Here is a 25,873-nt window from a genome sequence, read left to right as displayed (position 1 = left end):
CTTAGCCGAGATAATCGCGCTTGCCGATCGGCGCACCCTGGTTGCGCAGGATGGCGTGGGCCGTCGCGACGTGGAAATAGAAGTTCGGCAGGGCGAAGGTGGCGATGTATTCGTCACCTGGCAGCACAATCCCACTCTTTCCCGGCAGGGTAATCTGGCGGGTTTCTGTGCCTTCCAATGCTTCCACCGAGAAACCGGCGAGATAGGCGTCGGTCTTTGCCAGACGCTCACGCAGGTCGTCGAATGTCGTTTCGTTGTCCTCGAACTTCGGGGCATCGGTCGCCGTCAGGCGGGCGAGCGCAAATTTGGCGGTGTCGCTGGCGCGCTGATACTGGCCGGAGAGCGGCAGCATGTCGGGCGCGAGGCGAGCGGCGATCAATATAGCCGGATCGATATTCTTTTCCTTCGCATAGGCTTCGGCCTTGTCGAGGTAGGTTTTCAGGCTGGCGAGGCCGCGCTGGAACATCGGAACGGTAAGGCGATACATCGAAATGGACATTTGTCCTGTCTCCAAAATCTTAAAATGATCAGGCCGCGGTGAGCGGTCGAAGCGCTTGCGGCCGTGAGCCTGTCTTCGACCCATCCCATAGATGGATGCTCGCCTGGTCTTTGACAACACAGGAATGCGGTGCGGTCGTGACGCCCGCATGGCATTGCGCCCTGATCCATATCTCGTCGTCGCTAAAGATACTTGACGCCGTTCCCAGAAAATGGAATGAATATTCCGCAGAACAGATTTGACGGTTTGTTTGTTCCGTTTTGCGGAGCGCCGCGGGAGAGGTGGCGCAGGGGAATTGCGGCTTCAGAGCAAATGCCTGGAGCTCCGGCGTGAGGAGGGTGCAGCCGGGCACCGCTTTGTGGAGGAAGTGAAAATGAAAAAGTTTATCCTGGGCACTGCGATGGCGCTCGTCATGTCGACGGCCGCTCACGCAGAAACGGTCGGCGTCTCGATGGCAAAATTCGACGACAATTTCCTGACCGTGCTGCGCAATGGCATGACCGATTATGCAAAGACACTGAGCGGCGTGACGCTGCAGGTCGAAGACGCACAGAACGACGTTTCCAAGCAGCAGAGCCAGATCCAGAATTTCATCGCCTCCAAGGTCGATGCAATCATCGTCAACCCTGTCGATACCGATGCGACCACGGCAATGTCGAAGCTCGCGGCCGATGCCGGCATTCCGCTGGTTTACGTCAACCGCCAGCCGGTCAACGTCGACACGCTGCCGGAGAAGCAGGCTTTCGTTGCATCCAACGAGCAGGAATCCGGCACGCTGGAAACCAAGGAAATCTGCCGCATTCTCGGCGGCAAGGGCAAGGCCGTCGTCATCATGGGCGAGCTTTCCAACCAGGCTGCACGCATGCGGACCCAGGACGTTCACGACGTCATCAAGTCGGATGAATGCAAGGGCCTGGAGATCGTCGAGGAGCAGACGGCCAACTGGGACCGCACCCAGGGCGCCGACCTGATGACCAACTGGCTCTCCAGCGGTATCGAATTCGACGCCGTGATCTCCAACAACGACGAAATGGCCATCGGCGCCCTCCAGGCGCTGAAGGCAGCCGGCAAGGATATGAGCAAGGTTGTCGTCGGCGGTGTCGACGCCACGCAGGACGCGCTTGCCGCCATGCAGGCCGGTGATCTCGACGTCACGGTGTTCCAGGATGCCGCCGGCCAAGGCAAGGGCTCTCTCGATGCAGCGCTCAAGCTCGCCAAGGGCGAAAAGATCGACAAGAAGGTCTACATTCCCTTCCAGCTCGTGACGCCTGCCAACGTCAAGGACTTCGTCACCAAGAACTGAGACGAATGCCAAGCAGGATGCGGGCTTTGCCCGCATCCTTTTCGCCTACCCGTATCTGGAGGAGATGATATGGCCGTCAGCCCGACAACCATGGCCGCCGTTCGTGCAAGCGGCGCCGTCCCGAATGCGGAATATCTCTTGAGCGCCGAGGGTGTCCGCAAGGAATTTCCTGGGGTCGTCGCACTTGACGACGTGCAGTTCCGGCTGAAGCGCGCCTCCGTGCATGCGTTGATGGGCGAAAACGGCGCCGGCAAATCGACGTTGATGAAGATCCTCGCCGGCATCTATACGCCCGACAAGGGCGATATTCGCCTGAAAGGGATCGAGATCCAGCTGAAATCTCCACTCGACGCACTGGAAAACGGCATTGCCATGATCCATCAGGAACTCAACCTGATGCCGTTCATGACGGTCGCCGAAAATATCTGGATTCGCCGGGAACCGAAGAACCGCTTCGGCTTCATCGATCACGGCGTGATGCACCGCATGACCGAGGAATTGTTTACTCGGCTCAATATATCAATCGATCCCGATATCGAGGTCCGGTTCCTGTCGGTCGCCAACCGGCAGATGGTCGAGATCGCCAAAGCGGTTTCCTACAATTCCGACGTGCTGATCATGGACGAGCCGACTTCGGCGCTGACGGAGCGCGAGGTCGAGCATCTTTTCCGTATTATCCGCGATCTCAGGGCCCAGGGCATCGGCATCGTCTACATCACCCATAAGATGAACGAGCTTTTCGAGATCGCCGATGAGTTCTCCGTCTTCCGCGACGGCCGATATATCGGCACGCATGCCTCGACCGACGTCACCCGCGACGACATCATTCGCATGATGGTCGGGCGCGAGATCACCCAGATGTTTCCCAAGGAAGAGGTGCCGATCGGCGAGGTCGTGCTCTCCGTCAAGGATCTTTGTCTCAAGGGCGTCTTCACCAACGTCTCCTTCGAAGTGAGAGCCGGCGAAATCCTCGGCATCGCCGGCCTCGTCGGATCCGGTCGGTCGAATGTCGCCGAAACGCTGTTCGGGGTGACGCCGGCAAGCTCCGGCTCGATCGAGCTCTACGGCAAGCCGGTGACCATTTCTTCGCCGACCGAGGCCATCCGCAATCGGATGGCGTTCCTGACCGAAGACCGGAAAGATACCGGCTGCCTGCTGATCCTCGATATTCTCGAGAACATGCAGATCGCCGTTCTGCAGGACAAATACGTCAAGGGCGGCTTCGTGCAGCAGGGCGCAGTCGAGGCAACCTGCGAAGACATGGCAAAAAAGCTGCGCGTGAAAACGCCCAATCTTTACGAGCGGGTGGAAAATCTTTCGGGCGGCAATCAGCAGAAGGTGCTGATCGGGCGCTGGCTGCTCACCGATCCGCGCATCCTCATTCTCGACGAGCCGACGCGCGGCATCGATGTCGGCGCCAAGGCGGAAATCCACCGGCTGGTCACGGAGATGGCGCGAAACGGCGTGGCGGTGGTGATGATCTCGTCCGAGATGCCCGAAGTTCTCGGGATGAGCGACCGCATCATGGTCATGCACGAAGGACGCGTGACCGGTTTCCTCAATCGCGACGAAGCAACGCAGATCAAGGTGATGGAGCTGGCGGCGCAGTGATGCGCTGACGGCGATTGCCCCAAAGGGAGGTTTGACATGACTACCAAGGCAGCAGAGGGCGCGGCTCCGCTCGCAACCCGGCAAAGGCGGCGGCGCATACCGACGGAGCTCAGCATTTTCCTCGTGCTCGTCGGCATCGCACTCATCTACGAAGTGCTCGGCTGGATGTTCATCGGCCAAAGCTTCCTGATGAATTCGCAGCGTCTGACGATCATGATCCTGCAGGTCTCCGTCATCGGCATCATCGCCGTCGGCGTCACGCAGGTCATCATCACCGGCGGCATCGATCTTTCGTCGGGTTCGGTCGTCGGCATGACGGCGATGATCGCAACAAGCTTCGCCCAGTCCTCGACCTGGGGACGAGCGGTTTTTCCCTCGCTGACCGACCTGCCGGCCTTCGTGCCGATTATCGTCGGTCTGCTGATTGGGGCGACGGCAGGTCTCGCGAACGGCGCCCTCATCGCCTACACGAAGATCCCGCCGTTCATTGCAACTCTGGGCATGTTCGTTTCGGCCAGAGGCGTGGCGAAGTGGTATACGAAGGGACAGCCGGTTTCCGGGATCACCGAACAGTTTCATTTCATCGGAACGAAAGCCTGGCCGGTTGTCGTCTTCCTGGTCGTCGCGCTGATCTTTCATATTGCGCTGCGCTATACCCGTTATGGAAAATTCACCTATGCCATTGGCGCGAACCCGCAGGCTGCACGTGTTTCCGGCATCAACATCGAGGCGCATCTCGTCAAGGTCTATGTGATTGCCGGATTGCTTGCCGGCCTTGCCGGTATCGTCACGGCGGCGCGTGCGGAAACCGCACAGGCCAGCATGGGTGTCGGATATGAACTCGACGCGATCGCCGCAACCGTCATCGGCGGCACCTCGCTCACCGGCGGCGTCGGGCGCATCACCGGCACCGTCATCGGCACCATCATTCTCGGCGTCATGACCTCCGGCTTCACCTTCCTCAGGATCGACGCCTATTACCAGGAGATCGTCAAGGGTCTCATCATCATCGCGGCTGTTGTCATCGACGTCTACAGACAGAAGAAACGTCGCAAGCACTGATCTCCGGCATGCGATGGTTTTTTTGCGGGGGCTTCGGCCCCCGTTTCGTTTTCAGTGCTGACGAATTTCTAAAAAAGAAGTGGCGAATTCCGTCAGCTTTTCTATTCTGCCGCTTCATTCGCCCTCCAATCGATTCCGATTTAAGGAATTAGGCAGTGGGCAGCGCAGGAAGACAGATGCAATTCGTATTTGACGGTCACAACGACGTTCTCCTTCGACTCTGGACACATTCAAAAGACGGCAGTGACCCGATCGCGGAATTCGTAGACGGCACGACGGTCGGCCATATCGATGCGCGTCGGGCCAGAGAGGGCGGTCTTTCGGGCGGTCTTTGCGCCATCTACATTCCCTCAGGCGATCTCGTCTTCGCCGATCCGGATGCCAGCGGTCGCTATATCACGCCGATGGCGGCCCCTCTTGATCCGCTGCCTTCCCTTGCCATCGCCAATGAAATGGCGGCGATCGCGCTGCGCCTCGATCAGGCCGGCGCCTGGCGGCTTTGCCGGACGGTGAAGGATATCCGCGGCGCCATGGCGGATAACATTTTCGCCGCCGTCATGCATATGGAAGGCTGCGAGGCGATCGGCGCCGATCTTTCGGCGCTCGAGGTATTCTACGCGGCGGGGCTGCGGTCGCTCGGGCCGGTCTGGAGCCGGCACAATGTCTTCGGTCACGGGGTGCCCTTCGCCTTCCCGATGTCGCCGGACACGGCGCCGGGCCTCACCGCTGCCGGCTTCGCGCTGGTCAGGGAATGCAATCGCCTCGGCGTCCTGATCGACCTCGCCCATATCACCGAGAACGGTTTCTGGGACGTGGCGAAGACGACGGACCAGCCGCTGGTCGCCAGCCATTCCAATGCCCACGCCCTGACGCCGGTCGCGCGCAATCTGACGGACAGGCAGCTCGATGCGATCCGCGAAAGCCGCGGTGTCGTCGGTGTCAATTATGCGACCGCCATGCTGCGTGCCGACGGCCGCTCGGACAGCGATACGCCGCTTGCCGACATGATCCGCCATATCGACTATCTCGTGAACCGCATCGGCATCGACTGCGTGGCGCTCGGATCGGACTTCGACGGGGCCACCATTCCTGAGGAAATCGGTGATGCCGCCGGCAATCAGAAGCTGATTGCCGCTCTCAGGGAGGTTGGTTATGGTGAGGCAGAGTTGACGAAACTCGCTCGTGACAACTGGCTTCGCATTCTGGCACAAGCTTGGCGGGAGGACCGCGCCTAGGCCTATAAAACGTTTGTATTCAAACAATACAGGGGAACAGACCATGATGATCACCAAGCTCAGCCGCAATGTCCGCATGCTCTCGGCAGGAGCCGCTCTTTCGCTCCTGATGGCGACCGCACCCTCGGCCTTTGCCGAGACGCCCAAGGATACGCTGGTCGAGGGCCTTGCCATCGACGACATCATCACGATGGATCCGGGCGAGGCTTTCGAACTTTCCACGGCGGAGATCACCAGCAACAGCTATAGCCTTCTCGTTCGCCTCGACCTCAACGACACATCCAAGGTTAAGGGTGATCTGGCGGAGAGCTGGAACGTCTCAGATGACGGCCTCACCTATACTTTCAAGCTGAAACCAGGCCTCAAATTCGCCTCGGGTAATCCAATCACCGCCGAAGACGTCGCCTGGTCCTTTGAGCGCGCCGTCAAGCTCGACAAGAGCCCGGCCTTTATCCTTACCCAGTTTGGCCTGACCGGCGACAATATTGCCGAAAAGGCGAAAGCGGCTGACGCCAATACATTCGTCTTCACGGTCGACAAGGCCTATGCGCCGAGCTTCGTGCTGAACTGCCTGACAGCAACGGTCGCTTCCGTCGTCGACAAGAAGCTGGTGCTGGATCATGTGAAGGCGGTGACGACGGATGCGGACCACAAATACGATAATGATTTCGGTAACGAATGGCTGAAGACCGGCTATGCCGGCTCCGGCGCGTTCAAACTGCGCGAATGGCGGGCAAACGAAGTCGTCGTGCTGGAGCGCAACGACAATTATTACGGTGACAAGCCGAAGCTCAATCGCGTCATCTATCGCTACATGAAGGAGAGCTCAGCTCAGCGGCTGGCGCTCGAAGCCGGGGACATTGACATCGCCCGCAATCTCGAGCCGGGTGACATCGACGCCGCTTCCAAGAACGCGGATCTGACGACCACAAGCGCGCCGAAGGGCACGATTTACTACGTCAGTCTGAACAATAAGAACGAGAACCTGAAGAAGCCGGAAGTCCAGGAGGCTTTCAAATATCTAGTCGACTATGATGCGATCGGTGAGACCCTGATCAAAGGCATCGGCGAGATCCACCAGACCTTCTTGCCCACGGGCCAACTCGGCGCGCTTGATGAAAACCCCTACAAACTCGATGTCGCCAAGGCCAAGGAGCTACTGGCCAAGGCCGGGGTCCCGGACGGCTTCTCGGTGACGATGGACGTGCGCAACACGCAGCCGGTGACCGGTATCGCCGAATCCATGCAGCAGACGCTGGCGCAGGCAGGTATCAAGCTGGAGATTATCCCTGGAGATGGCAAACAGACGCTGACCAAATATCGTGCCCGTACTCACGATATCTATATCGGCAATTGGGGCTCGGACTATTTCGACCCGAATTCGAATGCCGATACCTTTACAAGCAATCCTGACAATTCGGATGCCGGCACTGTGAAGACGCTGGCATGGCGCAATACCTGGGAAGCACCTGAGCTCGACAAACAAACCAAAGCTGCGCTGCTTGAACGCGACGCTGCGAAGCGCGCTGCCATGTACGAGGACATCCAGAAGAAATTTCTCGCCAACAGCCCCTTCGTCATCATCTTTCAGCAGACGGAAGTGGCCGGATATCGCAAGAATCTGAAGGACTTCAAGCTGGGTCCGAGCTTTGACACCAATTTCGTCGGTCCGATCGCCAAGGAATGATCCGGCAGGGCTAGTCGCTTGAGCATCATCGAAGCAACCCAGGCGGCGCGACCCCGAAAGGGCCGTGCCAGCGCCTTCGCCAAGGCGGCCGGGCGGTTCCTCTTCGCCGCCGCCACCACCTATCTCGGCCTGCTGGCCGTCACCTTCTTCATCGGCCGCGTCGTGCCGATCGATCCCGTGCTCGCCATCCTCGGCGACCGCGCGCCCACCCATGTTGTCGAACGCGTGCGACAGGAAATGGGCTTCAATCTACCGCTCTATCAGCAGTTCTTCATCTATATCAAAGGCGTTCTTTCGGGCGAATTCGGTAATTCGGTCCTGACCACCAATCCCGTCATGGTCGATATCCGCCGTGTCTTGCCGGCGACAATCGAACTCGCGACGCTCGGAACGCTCATCGGCGCTTTCGTCGGCGTGCCGCTCGGGGTTCTCGCGGCGGTGCGTCGCGGCAGCATCGCCGACCAGGTCGTGCGCGTCATCGGCCTTGTCGGTTATTCGGTGCCGATCTTCTGGTTGGCGCTGATTTCGCTCGTCATCTTTTATGCGCAACTGCGCTGGGTGGCCTTTCCAGGCCGGATCGATATCGTCTTCGAATACACCTTCACGCCGATCACCGGCTTGTACCTCTTCGACAGCGCCTGGCAGGGGCAGTGGGATGTCTTCTACGACGTGTTCCGCCACATCATCTTGCCTGCATCCCTGCTCGGCTATTTCTCGCTCGCCTATATCAGCCGGATGACGCGCAGCTTCATGCTGAACGAGCTTTCGCAGGAATATATCGTCGCCGTGCGCGCCAAGGGGCTTTCGGAAACACGGGTGATCTGGGGCCATGCGCTGCGCAATGCCGCCGTGCCGCTCGTTACCGTGATCGCGCTTTCCTATGCCGGCCTGCTCGAAGGATCGGTGCTGACCGAGACGGTCTTTTCCTGGCCGGGCATCGGGCTCTACATCACCAATTCGCTGCAGAACGCCGACATGAACGCCGTTCTTGGCGGCACGATCGTCATCGGTACGATCTTCATCGGTATCAACCTTCTGTCCGATCTTCTCTACCGGACGCTCGACCCGAGGACGCGAAACCGATGACGGCCAATGCCAGCCCATCTCCTGCGATGAGCCGCCGCGAATGGCTGCTTTCCGACCGGCCGCAATCGCGCCTGCAGGCCCGCCTCGGCCGTGCCTATGTCACATGGCGGCAGTTCACGGCCAACAGGCTCGCCGTCGTCGGCCTGCTGATCATCGTGGCGCTGCTTTTCATCGCCGCCTTTGCCGATGTGCTCGCCACGCATAATCCGGTGGTCGGCGATCTGCGCAATGCCCGCCTGCTGCCGCCCGGCTTGGGGGAATTCTGGCTCGGTTCGGATGACCAGGGCCGCGATATCTATTCGCGGCTGATCTACGGATCGCGATTGACGCTGCTCGTCGTCGCGCTCGTCGCCGTCATCTCGGCGCCGATCGGGCTGATCGTCGGAACCGTCTCCGGTTATGCCGGAGGCTGGGTGGATGCGACGCTGATGCGGATTACCGATATCTTCCTCGCCTTTCCGAAGCTGGTGCTGGCGCTCGCCTTCGTCGCGGCGCTCGGGCCCGGCATCCAGAATGCGATCATCGCGATTGCGATCACCTCCTGGCCGCCCTATGCCCGTATCGCGCGCGCCGAGACGCTGACGGTCCGGCGTTCCGACTATATTTCGGCGGTGAAGCTGATGGGAGCCTCGCCGCTTCGCATTGTCGTGCGCCATGTGATGCCGCTCTGTATTTCCTCGCTGATCGTGCGTGTGACGCTCGACATGGCGGGCATCATCCTGACGGCGGCCGGTCTCGGTTTCCTCGGTCTGGGGGCGCAGCCGCCGCTGCCGGAATGGGGTGCGATGATTGCCTCGGGACGGCGTTTCATCCTCGATCAATGGTGGGTCGCGGCGATGCCCGGCATCGCCATCCTCATCGTCAGCCTCGGCTTCAATCTCCTCGGCGACGGCCTGCGCGACGCGCTCGATCCCAAGGAGAGCGGCCAATGACAACACTTCTGACGGTGGACAAGCTCAAGGTCAGCTACCCCACGCGCACCGGCGTGATCGAGGCCGTGCGCGGCGTCTCCTTCACACTCGGCAAGGAACGACTCGGCATCGTCGGTGAATCCGGTTCCGGCAAGTCGCAGACCGGCCGGGCAATCATGGGCCTGACGCCGAAACACGGCATCGTCACGGCCGACAGGCTTGATTTCAACGGCATCGATCTGATCAATGCGTCTGCCGGCGAAAGGCGCAGGCTGCGCGGCAAGCGCATCGCCATGATCCTGCAGGATCCGAAATATTCGCTCGATCCCGTCATGTCGATCGGACGGCAGATCTGCGAAACGCTGCGCACGCATGAGAAGGTCGGCAAGGCGGAAGCGCGCGAGCGCGCGCTCGCCATGCTGGAAGCGGTGCAGATCCGTGACCCGAAACGTGTCTTCGACCTGCATCCGCACGAGGTTTCGGGCGGCATGGGGCAGCGTGCGATGATCGCCATGATGCTGATTGCCGGGCCTGAGCTGCTGATTGCCGACGAGCCGACCTCGGCGCTCGACGTGACGGTGCAGCTCGACGTGCTGAGGATCATGGACAAGCTGGTGTCCGAGCGCGGCATGGGGCTGATCTTCGTCTCCCACGATCTGAGGCTGGTTTCCTCCTTCTGCGACCGTGTCATCGTCATGTATGCCGGCAAGATCGTCGAGGAGCTGGCGGCCGCCGATCTCAAACATGCGCGGCATCCCTATACGCAGGGGCTGCTGAACTGCATGCCCGAGATCGGCGCGAACCGCCACCCGCTGCCGGTGCTCGACCGCAAGCCGGAGTGGGCGGCATGAGCGCAGCTCTCGAGATCGACGATCTGAGCGTCGTTTACGACCATTTTCATGCATTGAAGGATGTCAGCATCGCCGTCGAACGCGGCGAATCCTTTGGTCTTGTCGGCGAATCCGGCTCGGGAAAATCGACCTTGTTGCGGGCCGTTGCCGGACTTGCGCCGGTGAGCAGCGGCGCGATCAACATCGATGGCGAGCCGCTGAAAGGTTCGAAACGCAGCAAAGTCTTCTACCGGCGCGTACAAATGGTCTTCCAGGATCCTTATGGTTCGCTGCATCCGCGCCAGACGATCGACCGGCTTCTGCTCGAACCGCTTGCCATCCACGGCATCGCCGACGGCGAGAAGCGCATTGCCCGAGCGCTTGACGAGGTCGGCCTCGGCAATGGTTTCCGCTTCCGCTACCCGCACCAGCTCTCCGGCGGCCAGCGCCAGCGCGTGGCGATCGCCCGGGCGCTGATCGTCGAACCGTCGATCCTGCTGCTCGACGAGCCGACATCGGCGCTCGACGCCTCGGTGCAGGCCGAGGTGCTGAACCTGCTGGAAGAGATCCGACGCGACCGCAAGCTCACCTTCGTGATGGTGAGCCATGATCTCGGTGTCGTCACCCATATGTGCGAACGGCTCGCGGTAATGCGCAACGGCGCCGTCGTCGAGCGGCTGAGCTCGCAGGAACTGGCGCAAGGCGCGGTTCACGAGGACTATACGAGAAATTTGATGATCGCGAGCAAGGGTTTCGTCAAAGCCTGAAAGTCAATCTTTTGAAGCCGTTGAAAAGAAAAGACCGGCGGCGGTGTTAAGGATAATGCTTCCCTAAAAGACGACCATTCAGCTAGACTATTGACAGCTGCCTTGCTTCTGTCATGATCCCGTTAACGTTTGTTAGCTTTCGTGATCGATGGAGGTTGAGGCATGTTCTTTCTCGGTGGGATGACCATGGGTTACCTCGATCCTCCTGTGAGAGCCGATCGCCAGGAACAGATTTCGGCATCCATTCCCTCGGAAAAGGACCGTCGGCTGATCGACAGTTCCTCCAACCCGTCGCAGAACGAGAACGCCGTCGAGCGCTCGTTGATCTGGGCATGGCGCACGCTCTGCTAAAAGGGCTGGTTGAATTTTCTCTTCCGCTCGCTCTGGACGGAAATTTATCTCTACCTACTTGATAGAGAAAATACGAATATAAACGCGAGCCGCACAACCGGCCGCACGAGAACAACGGAGGCGACATATGGCAGATCTGGGTATTTCGCATGCTCACGTGAACCAGTATGGTTCCGTACCGACCAAGAAGCCGCTCACCAAGCGCCACAGGCTTCAGACGGTGCTCCATGGCGCGATCTTCACCGCGGCGTTCCTGTTCGTGGTCGCTATGGTTTGCGGCGTCGTCGGGTAATCCGGCGGATGAAGCGTCGGCAGATGCCGGCGCTGCGGAGGTTTCCGCCTCTATTGAATTCCGGACCATTCAATTTGTCTCGGCATTCTCCTGGCACTCAAATGTCAAAAGGAGAGTGGTCACCAGAGCCATTTTGTTATGGTTGATCGGCATTCCGATCCCCCCATCATCGTTCTTCTCTATTTTTTACGCCATCTGAAGCGTCCCACGAAGGCCTTGATCTCGAGCGCAAACGGCGTGGGCCGGCCGCCCAGACTGCCGCCAGCATGGTGAGGCAATCCATGCGTCTTTCGTTTTTCTGGAATCGAACAGCTCTTGCATTGCCGGAACCAGGTGCCGGCACCCAGACAAGCTCGCTGGGCGGCGGGGAATGCCTCCCGACTTGAATTTTCCCAAGGATGTCCAAATTTTCGACATGGCTTTCGCGGAGAGGTTATCGATGGTCTCGATCACCCGTCGGGCCGTGTCCTGACCAGGGCTTAACCCGTTTGCATCGCTTGCCAAGTGTCGTTCACCCCGGCTTCATCGATCTTTGAAGAATAGGGCTCCGTTCATGTAACAGTCATGATAAGCAGTGCAAAAGGCCGAGCAAAACAGCCATAACTTCGTTTGGATCCAGAACCGAACCCATGTCTATTTCAAATCTTTCTCCGAGCCTTTCGCGCGAACCCGAGACGAAGCAGATCGATCATAACGATTCGATCCGCTCGACCTATCTTTCCATCGAGGACATCAAGGCGATGGGCGATGCGGTCGCCCGCAACGGCGTCGACAAGCTGCCGGCTTTCGCCCCCTTCGATTTCTTTGCGCGTCATAAGGAAAACCAGAAGGAAATCCTGCGCGTCTACAGGACCACGGCGACCGATGTCGAGGCCGGCGATACCATCACGCCGGCGGCAGAATGGCTGCTGGATAATCACTATATCGTCGAAGAGGCGATCCAGGAGGTGCGGCGCGACTTCCCCCGCCGCTTCTATCGCGAATTGCCGACCATGGTCGTCGGCGGCGTCGAAGTACCGCGCACCCTTGTGCTTGCCTGGCTCTACGTCGCCCATACCCACAGCACGATCTCGCAAGAAAGTCTGACGGCACTGGTCGACGGCTTCCAGGCCAGCGAGACGCTCAGGATCGGTGAACTCTGGGCGTTGCCCTCCCTCGTGCGCTACGTGCTCGTGGAAAACCTTCGCCGTATTTCGAGCCGCGTCGAAGCCAGCCGCCGCCTGCGCCGCCGCGCCAACGAGGCGGCCGACGAATTGGTGCGCCTGACCGACCCAGCCGCGGCGGCCGCCTATCTGAAGACGCTGGAACCGCTTGCCGAGGACAATACCTTCTCGACGCAGTTCCTCTATCGCTTGCGCGACGGTTCGCAGACATCGAGCCTGGCGATCACCTGGCTCGACGAGCGGCTGGAAGAGCTCGGCCGCAACACCGAAGAGGCGACGACGGCCGAACACAGCCGACTCTCTTCCGGCAACGTGACGATGGGCAACATCATCCGCAGCCTTCGCGAGATCGATGATGCCGAGTGGTCGGTCTGGGTCGAGCAGGTCAGCCATGTCGACAAGCTCCTCTGGGAGCATTCGGATTACGGCATCCTCGATTCCGGCTCGCGCAACAAATACCGCAAACAGATCGAGAAGCTGGCCAAGCGCTCGCCGCTGTCGGAAATGGAAATCGCCCAGCTGGCGCTCGACATGACCGATGCCGCCAAGGCCTCCGGCGAGCCGCAGCCGCATGAACCGAATGTCGGTGGCTTCCTGTCGGGCGCGCAGCGGCCGAAACTCGAGGCGCGGGCGAACTATCGCCCGACGGCCATCCAATATTTCGTGCGTGCGGTGCGCCGGTTCAACTGGCTGGCGATTGCCGTGCCCGTCATGCTGCTGACGGTCATCGCCATGGCGATTGTCGGCAAATTCATGGCGAATGCCGGCATGGGTGCTTTCGAAATCGCCCTGCTGCTGATCATGTTCTCAGTGCCGGCATCGGAGGGGGCGACAGGTCTCTTCAACACCGTGCTGTCCTTCTTCGTGACGCCGGCGCGCCTCGTCGGCTACGAGTTCAAGGAAGGCATTCCGGAGGATGCGCGCACGCTGCTCGTCGTGCCCTGCCTGATTTCGAACCGCGACAGCGTCGACGACCACGTGCGTAATCTCGAGGTTCATTATCTCGCCAATCCGCGTGGCGAGATCTATTTCGCAATGCTCAGCGATTGGCCGGATAGTGAGGCCGAGGAAACGCCCGCCGATCTCGAGGTTCTCGATTATGCCAGGCGCGAGATCGCCAATCTCTCCGCCCGCTATGCCTATGATGGCAAGACGCGTTTCTATCTGTTGCATCGCCGTCGCCTCTATAATCCCTCGGAAGGCGTCTGGATGGGTTGGGAGCGCAAGCGCGGCAAGCTGCACGAGCTGAACATGCTTCTGCGCGGCGACCGCGACACGACCTATCTGCCGGGCGCCAATACCGTGCCGGCCAAGGTGCAATATGTCATGACGCTCGATGCCGATACGCGCCTGATGCGCGATGCCGTCACCAAGCTCGTCGGCAAGCTCTATCATCCGATCAACCGCCCGGTCATCAACCCGAAAACCGGCCGCGTCGAAAGCGGCTATGGCGTACTGCAGCCGCGGGTCACGCCGTCGCTGACGACGGGCAAGGACGCGTCGGTCTTCCAGCGCGTCTTTTCGATCAACCGCGGCCTCGATCCTTATGTCTTCACCGTTTCCGACGTCTATCAGGATCTCGCCGGCGAAGGCACATTCACCGGCAAGGGCCTTTATCATGTCGATGCCTTCGAAGCGTCGCTGAAGGGACGGATCGACGAGAACTCCGTGCTCAGCCACGATCTTCTCGAAGGCTCAATGGCGCGTTGCGCGCTCGTCACCGATCTCGAACTGGTCGAGGATTTCCCGATCCGCTACGAGGTAGAAACCTCGCGCCAGCATCGCTGGGCGCGCGGCGACTGGCAGCTTCTCCCCTACATGTTCAATCCGAAATACGGCGTCACGGCACTCGGCCGCTGGAAGATGTTCGACAATCTGCGCCGTTCGCTGACGCCGATCGCCTGGTTCTTCGCCTCCGTGCTCGGCTGGTATTTCATGGGTCCGCTCGGCGCGCTCATCTGGCAGATTCTGCTGATCTTCTGCCTCTTCGTTGCGCCGACGCTGTCGCTCATCAACGGCATCATCCCGCGCACCAGCGATATCATCGCCCGCGCCCATCTCTATACGGTCTGGTCCGATATCACGGCCGCCAATGCGCAGGTTGCGTTGCGTATCGTCTTCATCGCCGATTCGGCTTGCATGATGGCGGATGCAATCGGCCGTTCACTCTATCGCCTCTTCGTCAGCCGCAAGCTGATGCTGCAGTGGCGGACCGCCGCCAGCGTTCAGGCCGGCGGCCAGGGCACGTTGATTTCCTACTACAAGGCGATGTGGCATGCGCCGGCGTTGGCGCTGCTGGCGCTCGGTTTTGCAGCCCTTCCCGGCAACAGCGCCTTCCTCGTCGGCATTCCCTTCGCGCTGCTGTGGATGTTTTCGCCGGTGGTGGCCTGGTATGTCAGCCAGTCGGCAGAGACCGAGGATCGGCTCGAAGTTGCCGATTCGGTGTCGAGCGAACTGCGCAAGATCGCCCGGCGCACCTGGCGCTATTTCGAAACCTTCACGACGGCCGAGCAGAATTATCTGCCGCCGGACAATATCCAGGAAACGCCGCATGTGATCGTTGCGGCGCGCACCTCGCCGACCAATATCGGCGTCTATCTGCTTTCCGTCGTTTCCGGCCGGCATTTCGGCTGGTTCTCCTTCGAGGAGACGCTCGAGCGGCTGGAGCAGACGATCGCGACGATCGACAAAATGGAGAAATTCCGCGGCCATTTGTTCAATTGGTACCACACCGATACGCTGCAGACGCTTGGGCCCCGTTATGTCTCGGCCGTCGACAGCGGCAATCTCGCCGGTCATCTGATCGCGATTTCGTCGGCCTGTCGCAACTGGGCGGAGGCGCCGTCCGCCCATATGCAGGGCAATCTCGACGGCGTCGGCGACACGGCCGGCATTCTCGGCGAAGTGCTGGCGGACCTGCCCGATGACCGCAAGACCGTGCGCCCGCTGCGCCGGCGCCTGGAGGAGCGCATCGTCGGCTTCCAGAACGCGCTTGCCGCCGTCAAGCGCGAGCACGAATTCGCCTCGATCCGCATCATCAACCTCGCCGTTCTCGCGCGCGACATCGAGAAACTCGCCGCCAATCTCGACCATGAGGTCAAGTCGAAGCAGAGCGAAGAGGTCACCCTGTGGGCGGCATCGCTGGTGAAGGTCTGCGAGGCGCATATTTCCGACAGCACCTTCGATCTTTCCAAAGTCGATGCGCTGAGGCCGCGCCTGGTGGCGCTGCGCGACAAGGCCCGCGATCTTGCCTTCTCGATGGATTTCGGCTTCCTGTTCCGGCCGGAGCGGCGCCTGCTGTCGATCGGCTACCGCGTCGAAAGCGGCGAACTCGACCAGGCCTGCTACGACCTTCTCGCCTCGGAATGCCGCCTGACCAGCCTCTTCGGCATCGCCAAGGGTGATCTGCCGACGGAACACTGGTATCGCCTCGGCCGCCAGGTCGTACCTGTGGGGTCGCGCGGTGCGCTGGTCTCCTGGTCCGGCTCGATGTTCGAATATCTGATGCCGCCGCTCGTCATGCAGGAGCGCGGCGGGGGTATTCTCAACCAGACCAACAATCTGGTCGTCGTCGAACAGATGAACTACGCCCGCAAGCTCGGCATTCCCTGGGGCATTTCGGAGGCAGCCTTCAATGCCCGCGACCACAACCTCAATTATCAGTACACGAATTTCGGCGTGCCGACGCTCGGCCTGAAGCGCGGCCTCGGCCACAATGCCGTCATCGCGCCTTATGCATCGTTGCTTGCCAGCCAGTACGACCCGCCGGCCGCGCTCGAAAACCTGCAGAGGCTGCGCAAGGTCGGGGCGCTCGGCAAGTTCGGTTTCCACGACGCCGTCGACTTCACGCCGACGCGCGTGCCGGAAGGCAAGAAATGCGCGGTGGTCTACAATTATTATGCCCACCATCACGGCATGTCGATCGCGGCGGTGGCCAACGTCGCCTTCAACGGTCATCTGCGCGAGCTCTTCCACTCCGATCCCGTCATCGAGGCAGCGGAGCTGCTGCTGCAGGAAAAGGCGCCGCGCGACATTCCCGTCATGAGCGGCAAGCATGAATCCGACACGCCGGCCAGCATCCAGGACGATCTCCTGCGGCCGGAGCTCAGGAAAATCAGCGATCCGGCATCGCGCGACCGCGAGCTCGTGTTCCTGTCGAACGGTCATTATTCGCTGATGCTGACGGCGACCGGTGCCGGTTATTCCCGCTGGAACGGCCTTTCCGTTTCCCGCTGGAAAGCCGATCCGACCGAAGACCGCTGGGGCAGCTTCATCTTCCTGCGCGATACCGCCACCAACGAATGGTGGTCGACGACATCTGAGCCGAAGGGTGTCGAAGGCGAAAAAATCAAGGTCGAATTTGCCGACGAGAAGGCGCAGTTCACCAAGACGGTCGGTGACCTCACAAGCGAGGTGGAATGCATCATCGCGACCGAGCATGATGCCGAGGCCCGACGCGTCACCCTGCTGAACATGGGCACGGAGGACCGGTTCATCGAGGTCACCTCCTATCTCGAACCGGTGATCACTTCCGACGACACCGACAATGCGCATCCGGCGTTCGCCCGCATGTTCGTCAAGACCGAGATCGGCAAGCGCGGCGACGTCATCCGCGCCGAACGCAACAAGCGCGACCCGAACGAGCCGAACATCAGCATCGCACATCTGATCGTCGACAATGCCGGCGACACCCGCCATACCGAATTCGAGACTGACCGGCGTAAGTTCATCGGCCGTGGCCGCAGCCTTGCCGATGCGGCCGCCTTCGATCCGGGTGCCACGCTTTCCGGCAGCGATGGTTTCGTGCTCGATCCGGTGATGTCGCTGCGTCGCACCGTCCGCGTGCCGGCCGGCAAGAAAGTCAGCGTGATCTTTTGGACGATTGCGGCGCCGAGCCGCGACGAAGTCGACAAGGCGGTCAATCGCTACCGTCATCCCGACGCCTTCACCCACGAGCTCGTTCAGGCCTGGACACGCACGCAGGTGCAGATGCGCCATGTCGGCGTCACCTCGCAGCAGGCGGCGGCCTTCCAGCATCTCGGACGCTATCTCGTCTATCCCGATATGCAACTGCGCAAGGACGAGGCGACCGTCGAGGCCGGCTTGCAGTCGCAATCGGCGCTGTGGCCGCTGGCAATCTCCGGCGACTTCCCGATCTTCACGCTGCGCATCAACGACGACATGGATCTCGAGATCGCCCGCGAGGCGCTGCTGGCGCAGGAATATCTGCGCTCGCGCGGCGTCACCGCCGATCTCGTCATCATGAACGAACGCGCCTCCTCCTATGCGCAGGACATGCAGCATGCACTCGACGCCATGTGCGAGAACGTCCGTCGCATCGGCCAGGCCGACGGATTGCGCCAGCATATCTTTGCGGTTCGCAAGGACCTGATGGAGGAGAGCACCTATCACGCGCTGATCGCGGCTTCGCGTGTCACGCTGCATACCAAGAACGGCAAGGTGGTCGACCAGATCAACCGCGCCGTGGCGCTGTTTGCACCCTCCAAGGAGGAACTGCAGGAGATCGAACGGGCCGAGCGCAACAAGCCCCCCGTCAAGCGTGTTGCCCCTGTGCCAGCGCCTGTCGTGCCCGCCGTCGTCATCGAGGAGGAAGGCGATCTCGACTTCTGGAACGGCATCGGCGGCTTTGCCCGAGATGGGCGTGAGTATGTCGTTCGCCTGCCCGGAGGTCATGCGACGCCGCAGCCCTGGATCAATGTCATTTCCAACGACAGCTTCGGCTTCCACGTGTCGGCCGAGGGCGCCGGATTCACCTGGAGCGTCAATTCGCGCGACTATCAACTGACCTCCTGGTCGAACGATGCCGTGGTCAACCGTTCGGGCGAGGCGTTCTATCTCACCGATCTCGACAGCGGTGCCGTCATGACGCCGTTCGCAGCGCTTTCCCGCCGGCCGGACATCCGTTTCGAAGCCCGCCACGGGCTCGGCTATTCCGTCTTATCCAGCGTTCAGCACGAGATCGCACTCGAGTTGACGCAGACGGTCGATCGCGAAAAGCCGGTGAAACTGCAACGCCTGCGCCTGCGTAATACCGGTTCGGCCACCCGTAAGCTGCGTCTCTACGGTTATGTCGAATGGGTCCTCGGCAGCAATCCTGCACGCACGGTGCCTTTCATCCTGTCGCAGCATGACGAGGAGACGGGGGCGCTGTTTGCCACCAATCCCTACAGCATCGATTTTTCCAACCGCACCGCCTTCTTCGCGGCGAGCGAGACGCTTTCGAGCTTCTCGGCAAGCCGGCGCGAATTCATCGGCAAGGCGGGAACGATCCAGGCGCCGCAGTCCGTCATCTCCGCCGCCGCTCTTTCCGGCGCGACCGAACTCGATGGTGATCCGGCCGCGGCGCTTGCGATCGACATCGAACTTGGCGCCGGCGAGGAGCGCGACTTCACCTTCTTCCTCGGCGATACGCCGACGGAAGAAGAAGCGCGCACTGTCATCGCCGATATCCGCAAGGCTTCGTTCGACGAGACGGTCGAGGCGAACCGCGCCTTCTGGCGGGACTTCACCGGCAGGCTGCAGATATCGACGCCAGATCGCGGGATGAACAATCTCGTCAATACCTGGCTGCCTTATCAGAGTCTCGGCTGCCGCATCATGGCCCGCACCGCCTTCTACCAGGCAAGCGGCGCCTTCGGCTTCCGCGATCAGCTGCAGGACACGCTGGCCTTCGTGCTGCACGAACCCTCGCTTGCCCGCCGGCAGATCCTGAATGCCGCTTCGCGCCAGTTCCGCGAAGGCGACGTGCAACATTGGTGGCTGCCGGGAACGGGTGCGGGCGTGCGCACGCTGATTTCGGACGACGTCGTCTGGCTCGCTTACGCGATCCATCACTATTGCAACGTCACCGGCGACAAAAACGTCCTCGACGAGGAGATCGCCTTCCTGGAAGGGCCGGCACTGCTCGAAGGCCAGCACGACTCGTTCTACAAGCCGGAGATTTCCGAGGACAAGGCAAGCGTCTACGAACACGCGGCGTTGGCGCTCGATCTCGCCATCGCTCGCAAGGGGGCTAACGGCCTGCCGCTATTTCTTGGCGGCGACTGGAACGATGGCATGAACCGCGTCGGCATCGGCGGCCGCGGCACCAGCGTTTGGCTCGGCTGGTTCCTGGCGGGGGCATTGCGCTCCTTCGTTCCCTATGCCGAGCAGCGCGGCGACACGGCCCGTGCAGAGCGCTGGTCGGCGCATCTCACCGAACTGAAGAAGGCGCTGGAAACTGCGGCCTGGGATGGCGGCTACTATCGCCGCGGCACGTTCGACGACGGTGCGCTGCTCGGCTCCAGGGAAAGCCCCGAATGCCGGATCGATTCGATCGCGCAGTCCTGGAGCGTGCTGTCCGGCGAGGGCGATCCGGCCCGCGCCGTCACGGCGATGGATGCGGTGCTCGATCAGCTGGTCGACGAGGATGCCCGCATCATCCGGCTGTTCACGCCGCCTTTCGTCAATTCCGCCAGGGATCCCGGCTATATCAAGGCCTATCCGCCGGGTGTGCGCGAAAACGGCGGGCAATATACCCATGCAGCGACCTGGGTCGTGATGGCGCTGGCGGAGCTGAAGCGGGGCGACGATGCCTTCCGCTGCTTCCAGATCCTCAACCCGATCACCCACGCGCTCGACAAGGCTTCAGCGGAGCAATACCGCGTCGAACCCTATGTCGTGGCGGCCGACGTCTACGGAAACGAGCCTTATAAGTCGCGCGGCGGCTGGACCTGGTATACCGGGTCAGCCGGCTGGCTCTACCGCGCCGCCGTCGAGGGCATCCTCGGTATTCGGCTGAAAGACGGCCGGCTCTACGTGCGCCCGTCGCTCCCTTCGGAATGGGACGGTTTTGCGGCAGAGGTGGAGCAAGGCGGCGGCAAATACCGCATTTCGGTCTCAAAAGCGTCCAATGACAGCGGCTACACTCTGTCGATAAACGGCTGCGAAGTCACCGATCCCGAAGAGGGATATCCGCTCGGATAACAGCGTTCTCCACGCTGAAAAACACGGCGATTCGCGACGGCCAAAAGGGAACCCTTTTGGCCGTCGTCGCGTTTGCAAACCGGATAATAAGGAGAGACCCATGGCAAGCACGCCGACCGAAGCCATCGCCACGGGGCGCAGTTCCCTATCCGCAGTTGCGCCAGTACGTGATACGAGGCTCGACGTCTTGCGCGGCGTGGCCCTGATCATGATCTTCATCAATCATGTTCCCGGACAGATCTTCGAATATGTGACGACGAAGAATTTCGGCTTCTCCGATGCCGCCGAAGCCTTCGTGCTGATTTCGGGCATTGCCGTCGGCCTTGCCTATGGGGGCCGCTTCCAGCCGGGCAACCGGCTCACGGTGGCGATCAAGGCGGCAAAGCGCGCCTTCACGCTCTATCTCGCCCACATGATCACCACCTTCATGACGCTGGCGCTCTTCATCTGCGGTGCCTGGCTGTTCCATCGGCCGGGGTTGCTGGTCGAAATCAATATTCTGGCGGTTCTGATGAACCTGAAGGAAGGCATTCCGGCGCTGCTCCTGCTCGGCCACCAGATCGGCTACAACAATATCCTGCCGATGTACGGGGCGCTGATGCTGATGGTGCCGATCATCCTGCTCTTGAATGCGCGCAGCCCATGGCTGGCGCTCGGCGTCTCGGGCACGGTCTGGCTGCTTGCGGGCATCTACGAGGTGGCGCCGTACAACATGCTGATCGAGGGCTACTGGTTCCTCAATCCGCTCTCCTGGCAGTTCTTGTTTTCGATCGGCATCGTCTCGATGCTGCATATCAAGCGCGGCGGCTCGATCCCGCAGCATCCGTTGCTGCTGGCGACCGCTGCCGGTTACGTCATCTCGTCCTTCATCTGGGTGACCGGCCATCTCTGGATTTTCGGCAACTCGCTGGCAGCCCTTGGCCTGCCGCCCGTCATCACCGGTTTCGACAAGACCTTCCTGTCGCTGCCGCGGCTGCTACATGTGCTGGCGCTGACTTATCTCGTTATCAGCATCCCGGCACTCTCGCGTATCCTGCGCCGTCCTGCGGACCATCCGCTGACGATCCTCGGCCGCCACTCGCTGAACATTTTCGTTGCCGGCACGATCCTCGCCATGGTCGGCCAGGTGGTGCTCTACATCACCAACAAGGACCAACTGGTCGGTCCGCTCTTCGTGATCGCTGGAGTCGCGACACAATTCGCCTATGCCTATTATCTCGAGCGCAAGCGCCAGCAGGGCAAGGTCAAGGGGAAACTTGTCGCCGATACCATCCCCGTTCCCGTCCGCATCGGCGGGGCGGCAAATGCCTATCGCCGGAACGATCGGAAATAGGGCCCGGATTTGCCCGACATGGAGGAGCCGGCGGCCGATGGCCGCCGGCTCAATTGTGAATGAGGATGTTCACGAGCTTGCCGAAGGGATCGCGGACATAAAAGCGCCTGACGCCCCAAGGCTCGTCGGCCGGGCCGTACTCGATCGGAAAACCGGCAGCCGACATCGCTTCGAAAGCCGTATCGAGATCATCAACCTCGATCGAAAGATCAGGAACCGGCGTCCCGGAGCCGCCTTCGCTGGCGATGCTCAGCTGGACGTTCATCGGCCTTGCGGCACCGAAGGTCGCGATCCAGCCGTGATTCATGATGACGTCAAGAGCGAGGATATCCTGATAGAAGCGCCGGGCCGGCGTGATATCCGGTGCCTGGATATTGGCGACGATGCGCAGGACCTTCATGGGCTTCCTCCCGATGCTTGGTGACAAGGCGGAAGGTAGGAACATGGGCACGGTGGTCAATTGGGGTTTGGCTTGAAATGGCGACGTGACGGCGTGTGGCATCCCCCTCTGCCCTGCCGGGCATCTCCCCCACAAGTGGGGAGATTGGCCAGTGGTTAGGCCCTCAATCTCTCTCTACTACGGTGCGGAACATCAGTTGGTCAGTGGTTGGGGAAACCATCGCGCCCAGCCGATCTCCCTCCTTGTGGGGGAGATGCCCGGCAGGGCAGAGGGGGTGGCCTCACGGCACACTGCAATGCATATCGTCCACAGCGGTATTGGGAGAAAGCAAAGTCTTAAGGCGTGGCATCTTGAATGCAGTTCGATGCAGCCGCCTAACCCAGGCAAACAAAAAAGGCCGGAAGGAGCTACCTTCCGGCCTTTATCTTGAAACCCGAACGATCAGGCAGCTTCGGTGGTGTGGGCCTTGCGGACCTCTTCATCCGTCAGGATGCCGCTGGCGCGCAGCAGGGCGGCGAAGCGGCCGTTGCTGTGGCTGAGCTCGTCGAAGCTGCCCTGTTCGACGACACGGCCGTCATCCAGGAAGAGCACCATATCGGCTTCGCGGACCGTCGACAGGCGGTGGGCGATGATGAAGGTAGTGCGATTCTCACGCAGATTGTCGATCGCGGCCTTGACGCGGGCCTCGGTCTCGACGTCGAGCGCCGAGGTCGCCTCGTCGAGCACCAGGATCGGTGCGTCCTTGAGGATGGCGCGGGCAATCGCGATGCGCTGGCGCTCGCCGCCGGAGAGCTTGTTGCCTCGTTCACCGACATGCGTATCGTAGCGATCCTCGCGGGTTTCGATGAAGTCGGCAGCGGCGGCGGCTTCGGCTGCACGGCGCATTTCCTCTTCACTGGCGCCTTCGCGGCCAAGGCGGATATTGTCGCTGATCGAACGGTTCAACAGGCCCGCATCCTGGAAGACGGTAGCGATGTGGCGACGCAGCGACTTGCGGGTCACCTTGGTGATATCGGTGCCGTCGACGAGGATCTTGCCGCCCTGGGCATCGTAGACACGCTGCAGCAGGTTAACGAGCGTCGTCTTGCCGGCGCCGGTCGGGCCGACGATCGCGACCGTCTGGCCTGCCTTCACCGAGAAGGAAACATTGTGCAGGCCCTGTGAGCTGTTGCCGAAGCCGAAGGAGACGTCGCGGAATTCGATCGCGCCCTTGACGTCCTTGATCTCGCCGTTGCCGGCTGGCTCTTCACGTTCACGCACCGAGTCTTCAAGCGTATAGAAGTCCTCGAGCTTGGAGCGGGCCTCGAAAATCTGCGTCGCGAACTGGCGCATCAAGTCGAGACGGCCGATCAACAGGTTGGCAAAGCCGATGAAGGCGATGACGTCGCCAACACGCAGCTGGCCGGCCTGGACGAGCATGGTGCCGATGATCAGGACCACCATCATCGCGATGGTCGACGCCATGCGGTTCAGTGCGCTGGCGATCGCCCACCAGTCGAGCACCGGATACTGAGCTTCGAGCAGACGGTCGGCGAAGGATTTCAGCGCTCGGGTTTCGGCTTCGATGCGGTTGTAGCTGTGCAGGACCGAAACGTTGCTGATCGAGTCGCTGACATGCGAGAAGACGGTGTGATAATGGTTCTCGACCGAAGCCTGGCCGTCCTTGGTGCGGCTCATGACGACGCGGCCGATCAGCCAGTAGCCAATGGCGAGCACCATAAGCACGGCGGAAAGGCGCAGGTCCATCGACATCGCTGTCGGCACCAGAAGGGCAAGCGCGATGACCGTCGACAGGTGGTTGCGCATGAATTCCAGCCAGAGGCCGAACAGCGTTTCGCAGGCGCGCAGCAATGTATGCAGCGCGTTGGAGGTACCGCGCTGATGGTGCCAGCCAAGCGGCATGGAAATGATGCGGCCGAAGGCTTCCGTCAACAGCGTCGCCCGCCGGCCATGGGCCAGCCGGTCGGCCTCGCGGGCCACCAGGACGAAGGCAATGGTGTTGAAGACGGCGAAAGTCGCCCACATGAAGAGGATGGGCTTGACCTCGCCCTTGCCCGAAATCGCATCGATAATGCGACCGAACAGGATCGGCTCCGCGATGGTAATCGTCGCAAGAACAATGTTTGCGACAACGACCAGGGATACGCGCAGCTTGTAGACGCCAAGATAGCGCAGAGCCCTTGCATAGACCTTAAATAGCGTCACGTCGAACCTCTTGTGCATCTGCGAAAACGGGATGATGCGATGCTACAAAAGGCTACCTGAACGGGCGATTAACGGAGTATTCGGGGTTCAGTCGATGTGATGACTGACACGATGGTACTGTCGCAGGACGCGACGGGATGGCCGTGGCGTCGAAATTGCCGTCCGGCTATATCTCGCAGCAATTTGCACTTGCATTTTATTCAATATTTAGCACAGCATTAAATTACAGACTGCATTTATTGAAGACCGTTTCGCGACCAGTTTGACCAGCCGCCGACGGCCTCAGGCGGGCATCAGGTCCGGGCAAGGGGCATTTTTGTGAATATTAATTTGTTAATTCAATTGCTTGTAATTCTGGAAGAATGCTCAAATCCTGAAGCTGTCGTCACCGAACTGGAGCAGATCCTCCACGGTTGCGGCTTCGAATATTACGGTCTGCTGCGCCATGCGCCGCGGAACCCGGTGCAGCAGAACCCAGAGCCCTGGGCTGCGGCGCTTGCCGGCCGCTGGCCGGAACAATGGCCGCAAATATACACTGCGAAAAAATATGCTCTGATTGATCCGATGGTGCGCTATCTCGCTCATGCGCAGCGGCCTTACCGCTGGCGGGAGGCAATGGCGGCCTTCCACAAGGATGCGCATCAGCGCCGCATGGAGCAGATGATGGTCGATGCCTTCGGGCATGGAATGGAGGATGGCTACATCTTTCCGATCCACGGACGTAACGGCATTCTCGCCAGCCTCAGTCTCGCCGGCAAGCCGATCGAGTTGTCGCCGGTGGAGATCGCACTGTTGGAGGCGGTGGCGCGCAAAGCCTTCTGGCGGCTGCTCGATCTGAAAGGCGAGGCGCCGGCGCTGGAAACCGTGTTGCCGGCCGATACGCCGCTGACGCGGCGCGAGATGGAAATCCTGCATTATCTCGCCGAAGGCATGACGTCGATGGAGATCAGCAAGGTGCTGAAGATCTCAAACCACACGGTCGACTGGTATATGAACGGCCTGCAGAACAAGCTGAAGGCGAAAAACAGGCAGCAGGCGGTGGCGATTGCCTTCCGTCATGGACTGATAAGTTAGAGCAATTCCGCCTCTCATCGAAGCGGAATTGCTCTGGTTTTTATTTTGATGCAACTCCGGACGGAAAACCGCTTCGCA

Annotated in this window: 17 protein-coding genes; 14 read left to right on the top strand and 3 right to left on the bottom strand. The window is 60.8% G+C overall.

Annotated features, from left to right (window positions below; all coding sequences use genetic code 11):
- Position 1 precedes the first annotated feature (1 nt).
- The gene (locus N2A41_RS21855; RefSeq protein WP_170279964.1) at positions 2 to 499 is read right to left on the bottom strand and encodes a DUF1993 domain-containing protein; all 498 of its coding nucleotides are present in this window, start codon (positions 497 to 499) and stop codon (positions 2 to 4) included.
- 373 nt (positions 500 to 872) lie between these two features.
- Here N2A41_RS21855 and N2A41_RS21850 point away from each other — a divergent pair, with 373 nt between their 5' ends.
- From N2A41_RS21850 to N2A41_RS21790, 13 genes are all read left to right on the top strand, one after another.
- The gene (locus N2A41_RS21850) at positions 873 to 1,802 is read left to right on the top strand and encodes a sugar ABC transporter substrate-binding protein (RefSeq protein ID WP_017966078.1); all 930 of its coding nucleotides are present in this window, start codon (positions 873 to 875) and stop codon (positions 1,800 to 1,802) included.
- Between the two features lie 69 nt (positions 1,803 to 1,871).
- The gene (locus N2A41_RS21845) at positions 1,872 to 3,413 is read left to right on the top strand and encodes a sugar ABC transporter ATP-binding protein (RefSeq protein ID WP_260109701.1); all 1,542 of its coding nucleotides are present in this window, start codon (positions 1,872 to 1,874) and stop codon (positions 3,411 to 3,413) included.
- Positions 3,414 to 3,449: 36 nt separating this feature from the next.
- On the top strand, positions 3,450 to 4,475 hold the full coding sequence (locus tag N2A41_RS21840; RefSeq protein WP_162115016.1) for an ABC transporter permease: 1,026 nt from the start codon (positions 3,450 to 3,452) through the stop codon (positions 4,473 to 4,475).
- Between the two features lie 176 nt (positions 4,476 to 4,651).
- On the top strand, positions 4,652 to 5,710 hold the full coding sequence (locus N2A41_RS21835) for a dipeptidase (RefSeq protein ID WP_260109700.1): 1,059 nt from the start codon (positions 4,652 to 4,654) through the stop codon (positions 5,708 to 5,710).
- 43 nt (positions 5,711 to 5,753) lie between these two features.
- Positions 5,754 to 7,397 (top strand): ABC transporter substrate-binding protein, encoded by a 1,644-nt coding sequence (locus N2A41_RS21830; RefSeq protein ID WP_260109699.1) that lies wholly within the window; start codon positions 5,754 to 5,756, stop codon positions 7,395 to 7,397.
- An 18-nt stretch (positions 7,398 to 7,415) separates the two neighbouring features.
- Complete coding sequence (locus tag N2A41_RS21825; RefSeq protein WP_260109698.1) at positions 7,416 to 8,483, top strand: ABC transporter permease; 1,068 nt, start codon at positions 7,416 to 7,418, stop codon at positions 8,481 to 8,483.
- Entirely contained in the window at positions 8,480 to 9,415 is a 936-nt protein-coding gene (locus N2A41_RS21820) for an ABC transporter permease (RefSeq protein ID WP_260109697.1), read from the top strand. Before N2A41_RS21825 ends, N2A41_RS21820 begins: the two co-directional genes overlap by 4 nt.
- Entirely contained in the window at positions 9,412 to 10,245 is an 834-nt protein-coding gene (locus N2A41_RS21815; protein ID WP_170260798.1) for an ABC transporter ATP-binding protein, read from the top strand. Before N2A41_RS21820 ends, N2A41_RS21815 begins: the two co-directional genes overlap by 4 nt.
- Positions 10,242 to 10,991, top strand: a complete 750-nt coding sequence (locus tag N2A41_RS21810; protein ID WP_170277792.1) for an ABC transporter ATP-binding protein — start codon at positions 10,242 to 10,244, stop codon at positions 10,989 to 10,991. The genes N2A41_RS21815 and N2A41_RS21810 overlap by 4 nt, the downstream gene beginning before the upstream one ends.
- 162 nt (positions 10,992 to 11,153) lie before the next feature.
- A complete protein-coding gene (locus tag N2A41_RS21805) occupies positions 11,154 to 11,342 on the top strand; it encodes a hypothetical protein (protein ID WP_222384373.1) in 189 nt (62 codons plus the stop codon).
- Between the two features lie 127 nt (positions 11,343 to 11,469).
- Complete coding sequence (locus tag N2A41_RS21800; protein ID WP_017966088.1) at positions 11,470 to 11,634, top strand: hypothetical protein; 165 nt, start codon at positions 11,470 to 11,472, stop codon at positions 11,632 to 11,634.
- Between the two features lie 629 nt (positions 11,635 to 12,263).
- Complete coding sequence (locus tag N2A41_RS21795; protein WP_260109696.1) at positions 12,264 to 20,783, top strand: GH36-type glycosyl hydrolase domain-containing protein; 8,520 nt, start codon at positions 12,264 to 12,266, stop codon at positions 20,781 to 20,783.
- A gap of 100 nt (positions 20,784 to 20,883) precedes the next feature.
- On the top strand, positions 20,884 to 22,116 hold the full coding sequence (locus tag N2A41_RS21790; protein WP_260109695.1) for an OpgC family protein: 1,233 nt from the start codon (positions 20,884 to 20,886) through the stop codon (positions 22,114 to 22,116).
- Positions 22,117 to 22,165: 49 nt separating this feature from the next.
- Here the strand turns inward: N2A41_RS21790 and N2A41_RS21785 are convergent, their stop codons facing one another.
- Positions 22,166 to 22,516 (bottom strand): VOC family protein, encoded by a 351-nt coding sequence (locus N2A41_RS21785; RefSeq protein WP_170260795.1) that lies wholly within the window; start codon positions 22,514 to 22,516, stop codon positions 22,166 to 22,168.
- Between the two features lie 441 nt (positions 22,517 to 22,957).
- The gene (locus N2A41_RS21780; protein WP_260109694.1) at positions 22,958 to 24,721 is read right to left on the bottom strand and encodes a glucan ABC transporter ATP-binding protein/ permease; all 1,764 of its coding nucleotides are present in this window, start codon (positions 24,719 to 24,721) and stop codon (positions 22,958 to 22,960) included.
- A gap of 318 nt (positions 24,722 to 25,039) precedes the next feature.
- Here N2A41_RS21780 and N2A41_RS21775 point away from each other — a divergent pair, with 318 nt between their 5' ends.
- Entirely contained in the window at positions 25,040 to 25,795 is a 756-nt protein-coding gene (locus tag N2A41_RS21775) for a LuxR family transcriptional regulator (RefSeq protein ID WP_170258200.1), read from the top strand.
- Positions 25,796 to 25,873 lie beyond the last annotated feature (78 nt).

The sequence above is a fragment of the Rhizobium sp. SRDI969 genome, assembly GCF_025152725.1.
GTDB lineage: Bacteria > Pseudomonadota > Alphaproteobacteria > Rhizobiales > Rhizobiaceae > Rhizobium > Rhizobium leguminosarum_I.
Note: the sequence above shows the minus strand (reverse complement) of the source record. Positions and strands in the feature narration are given on the sequence as shown.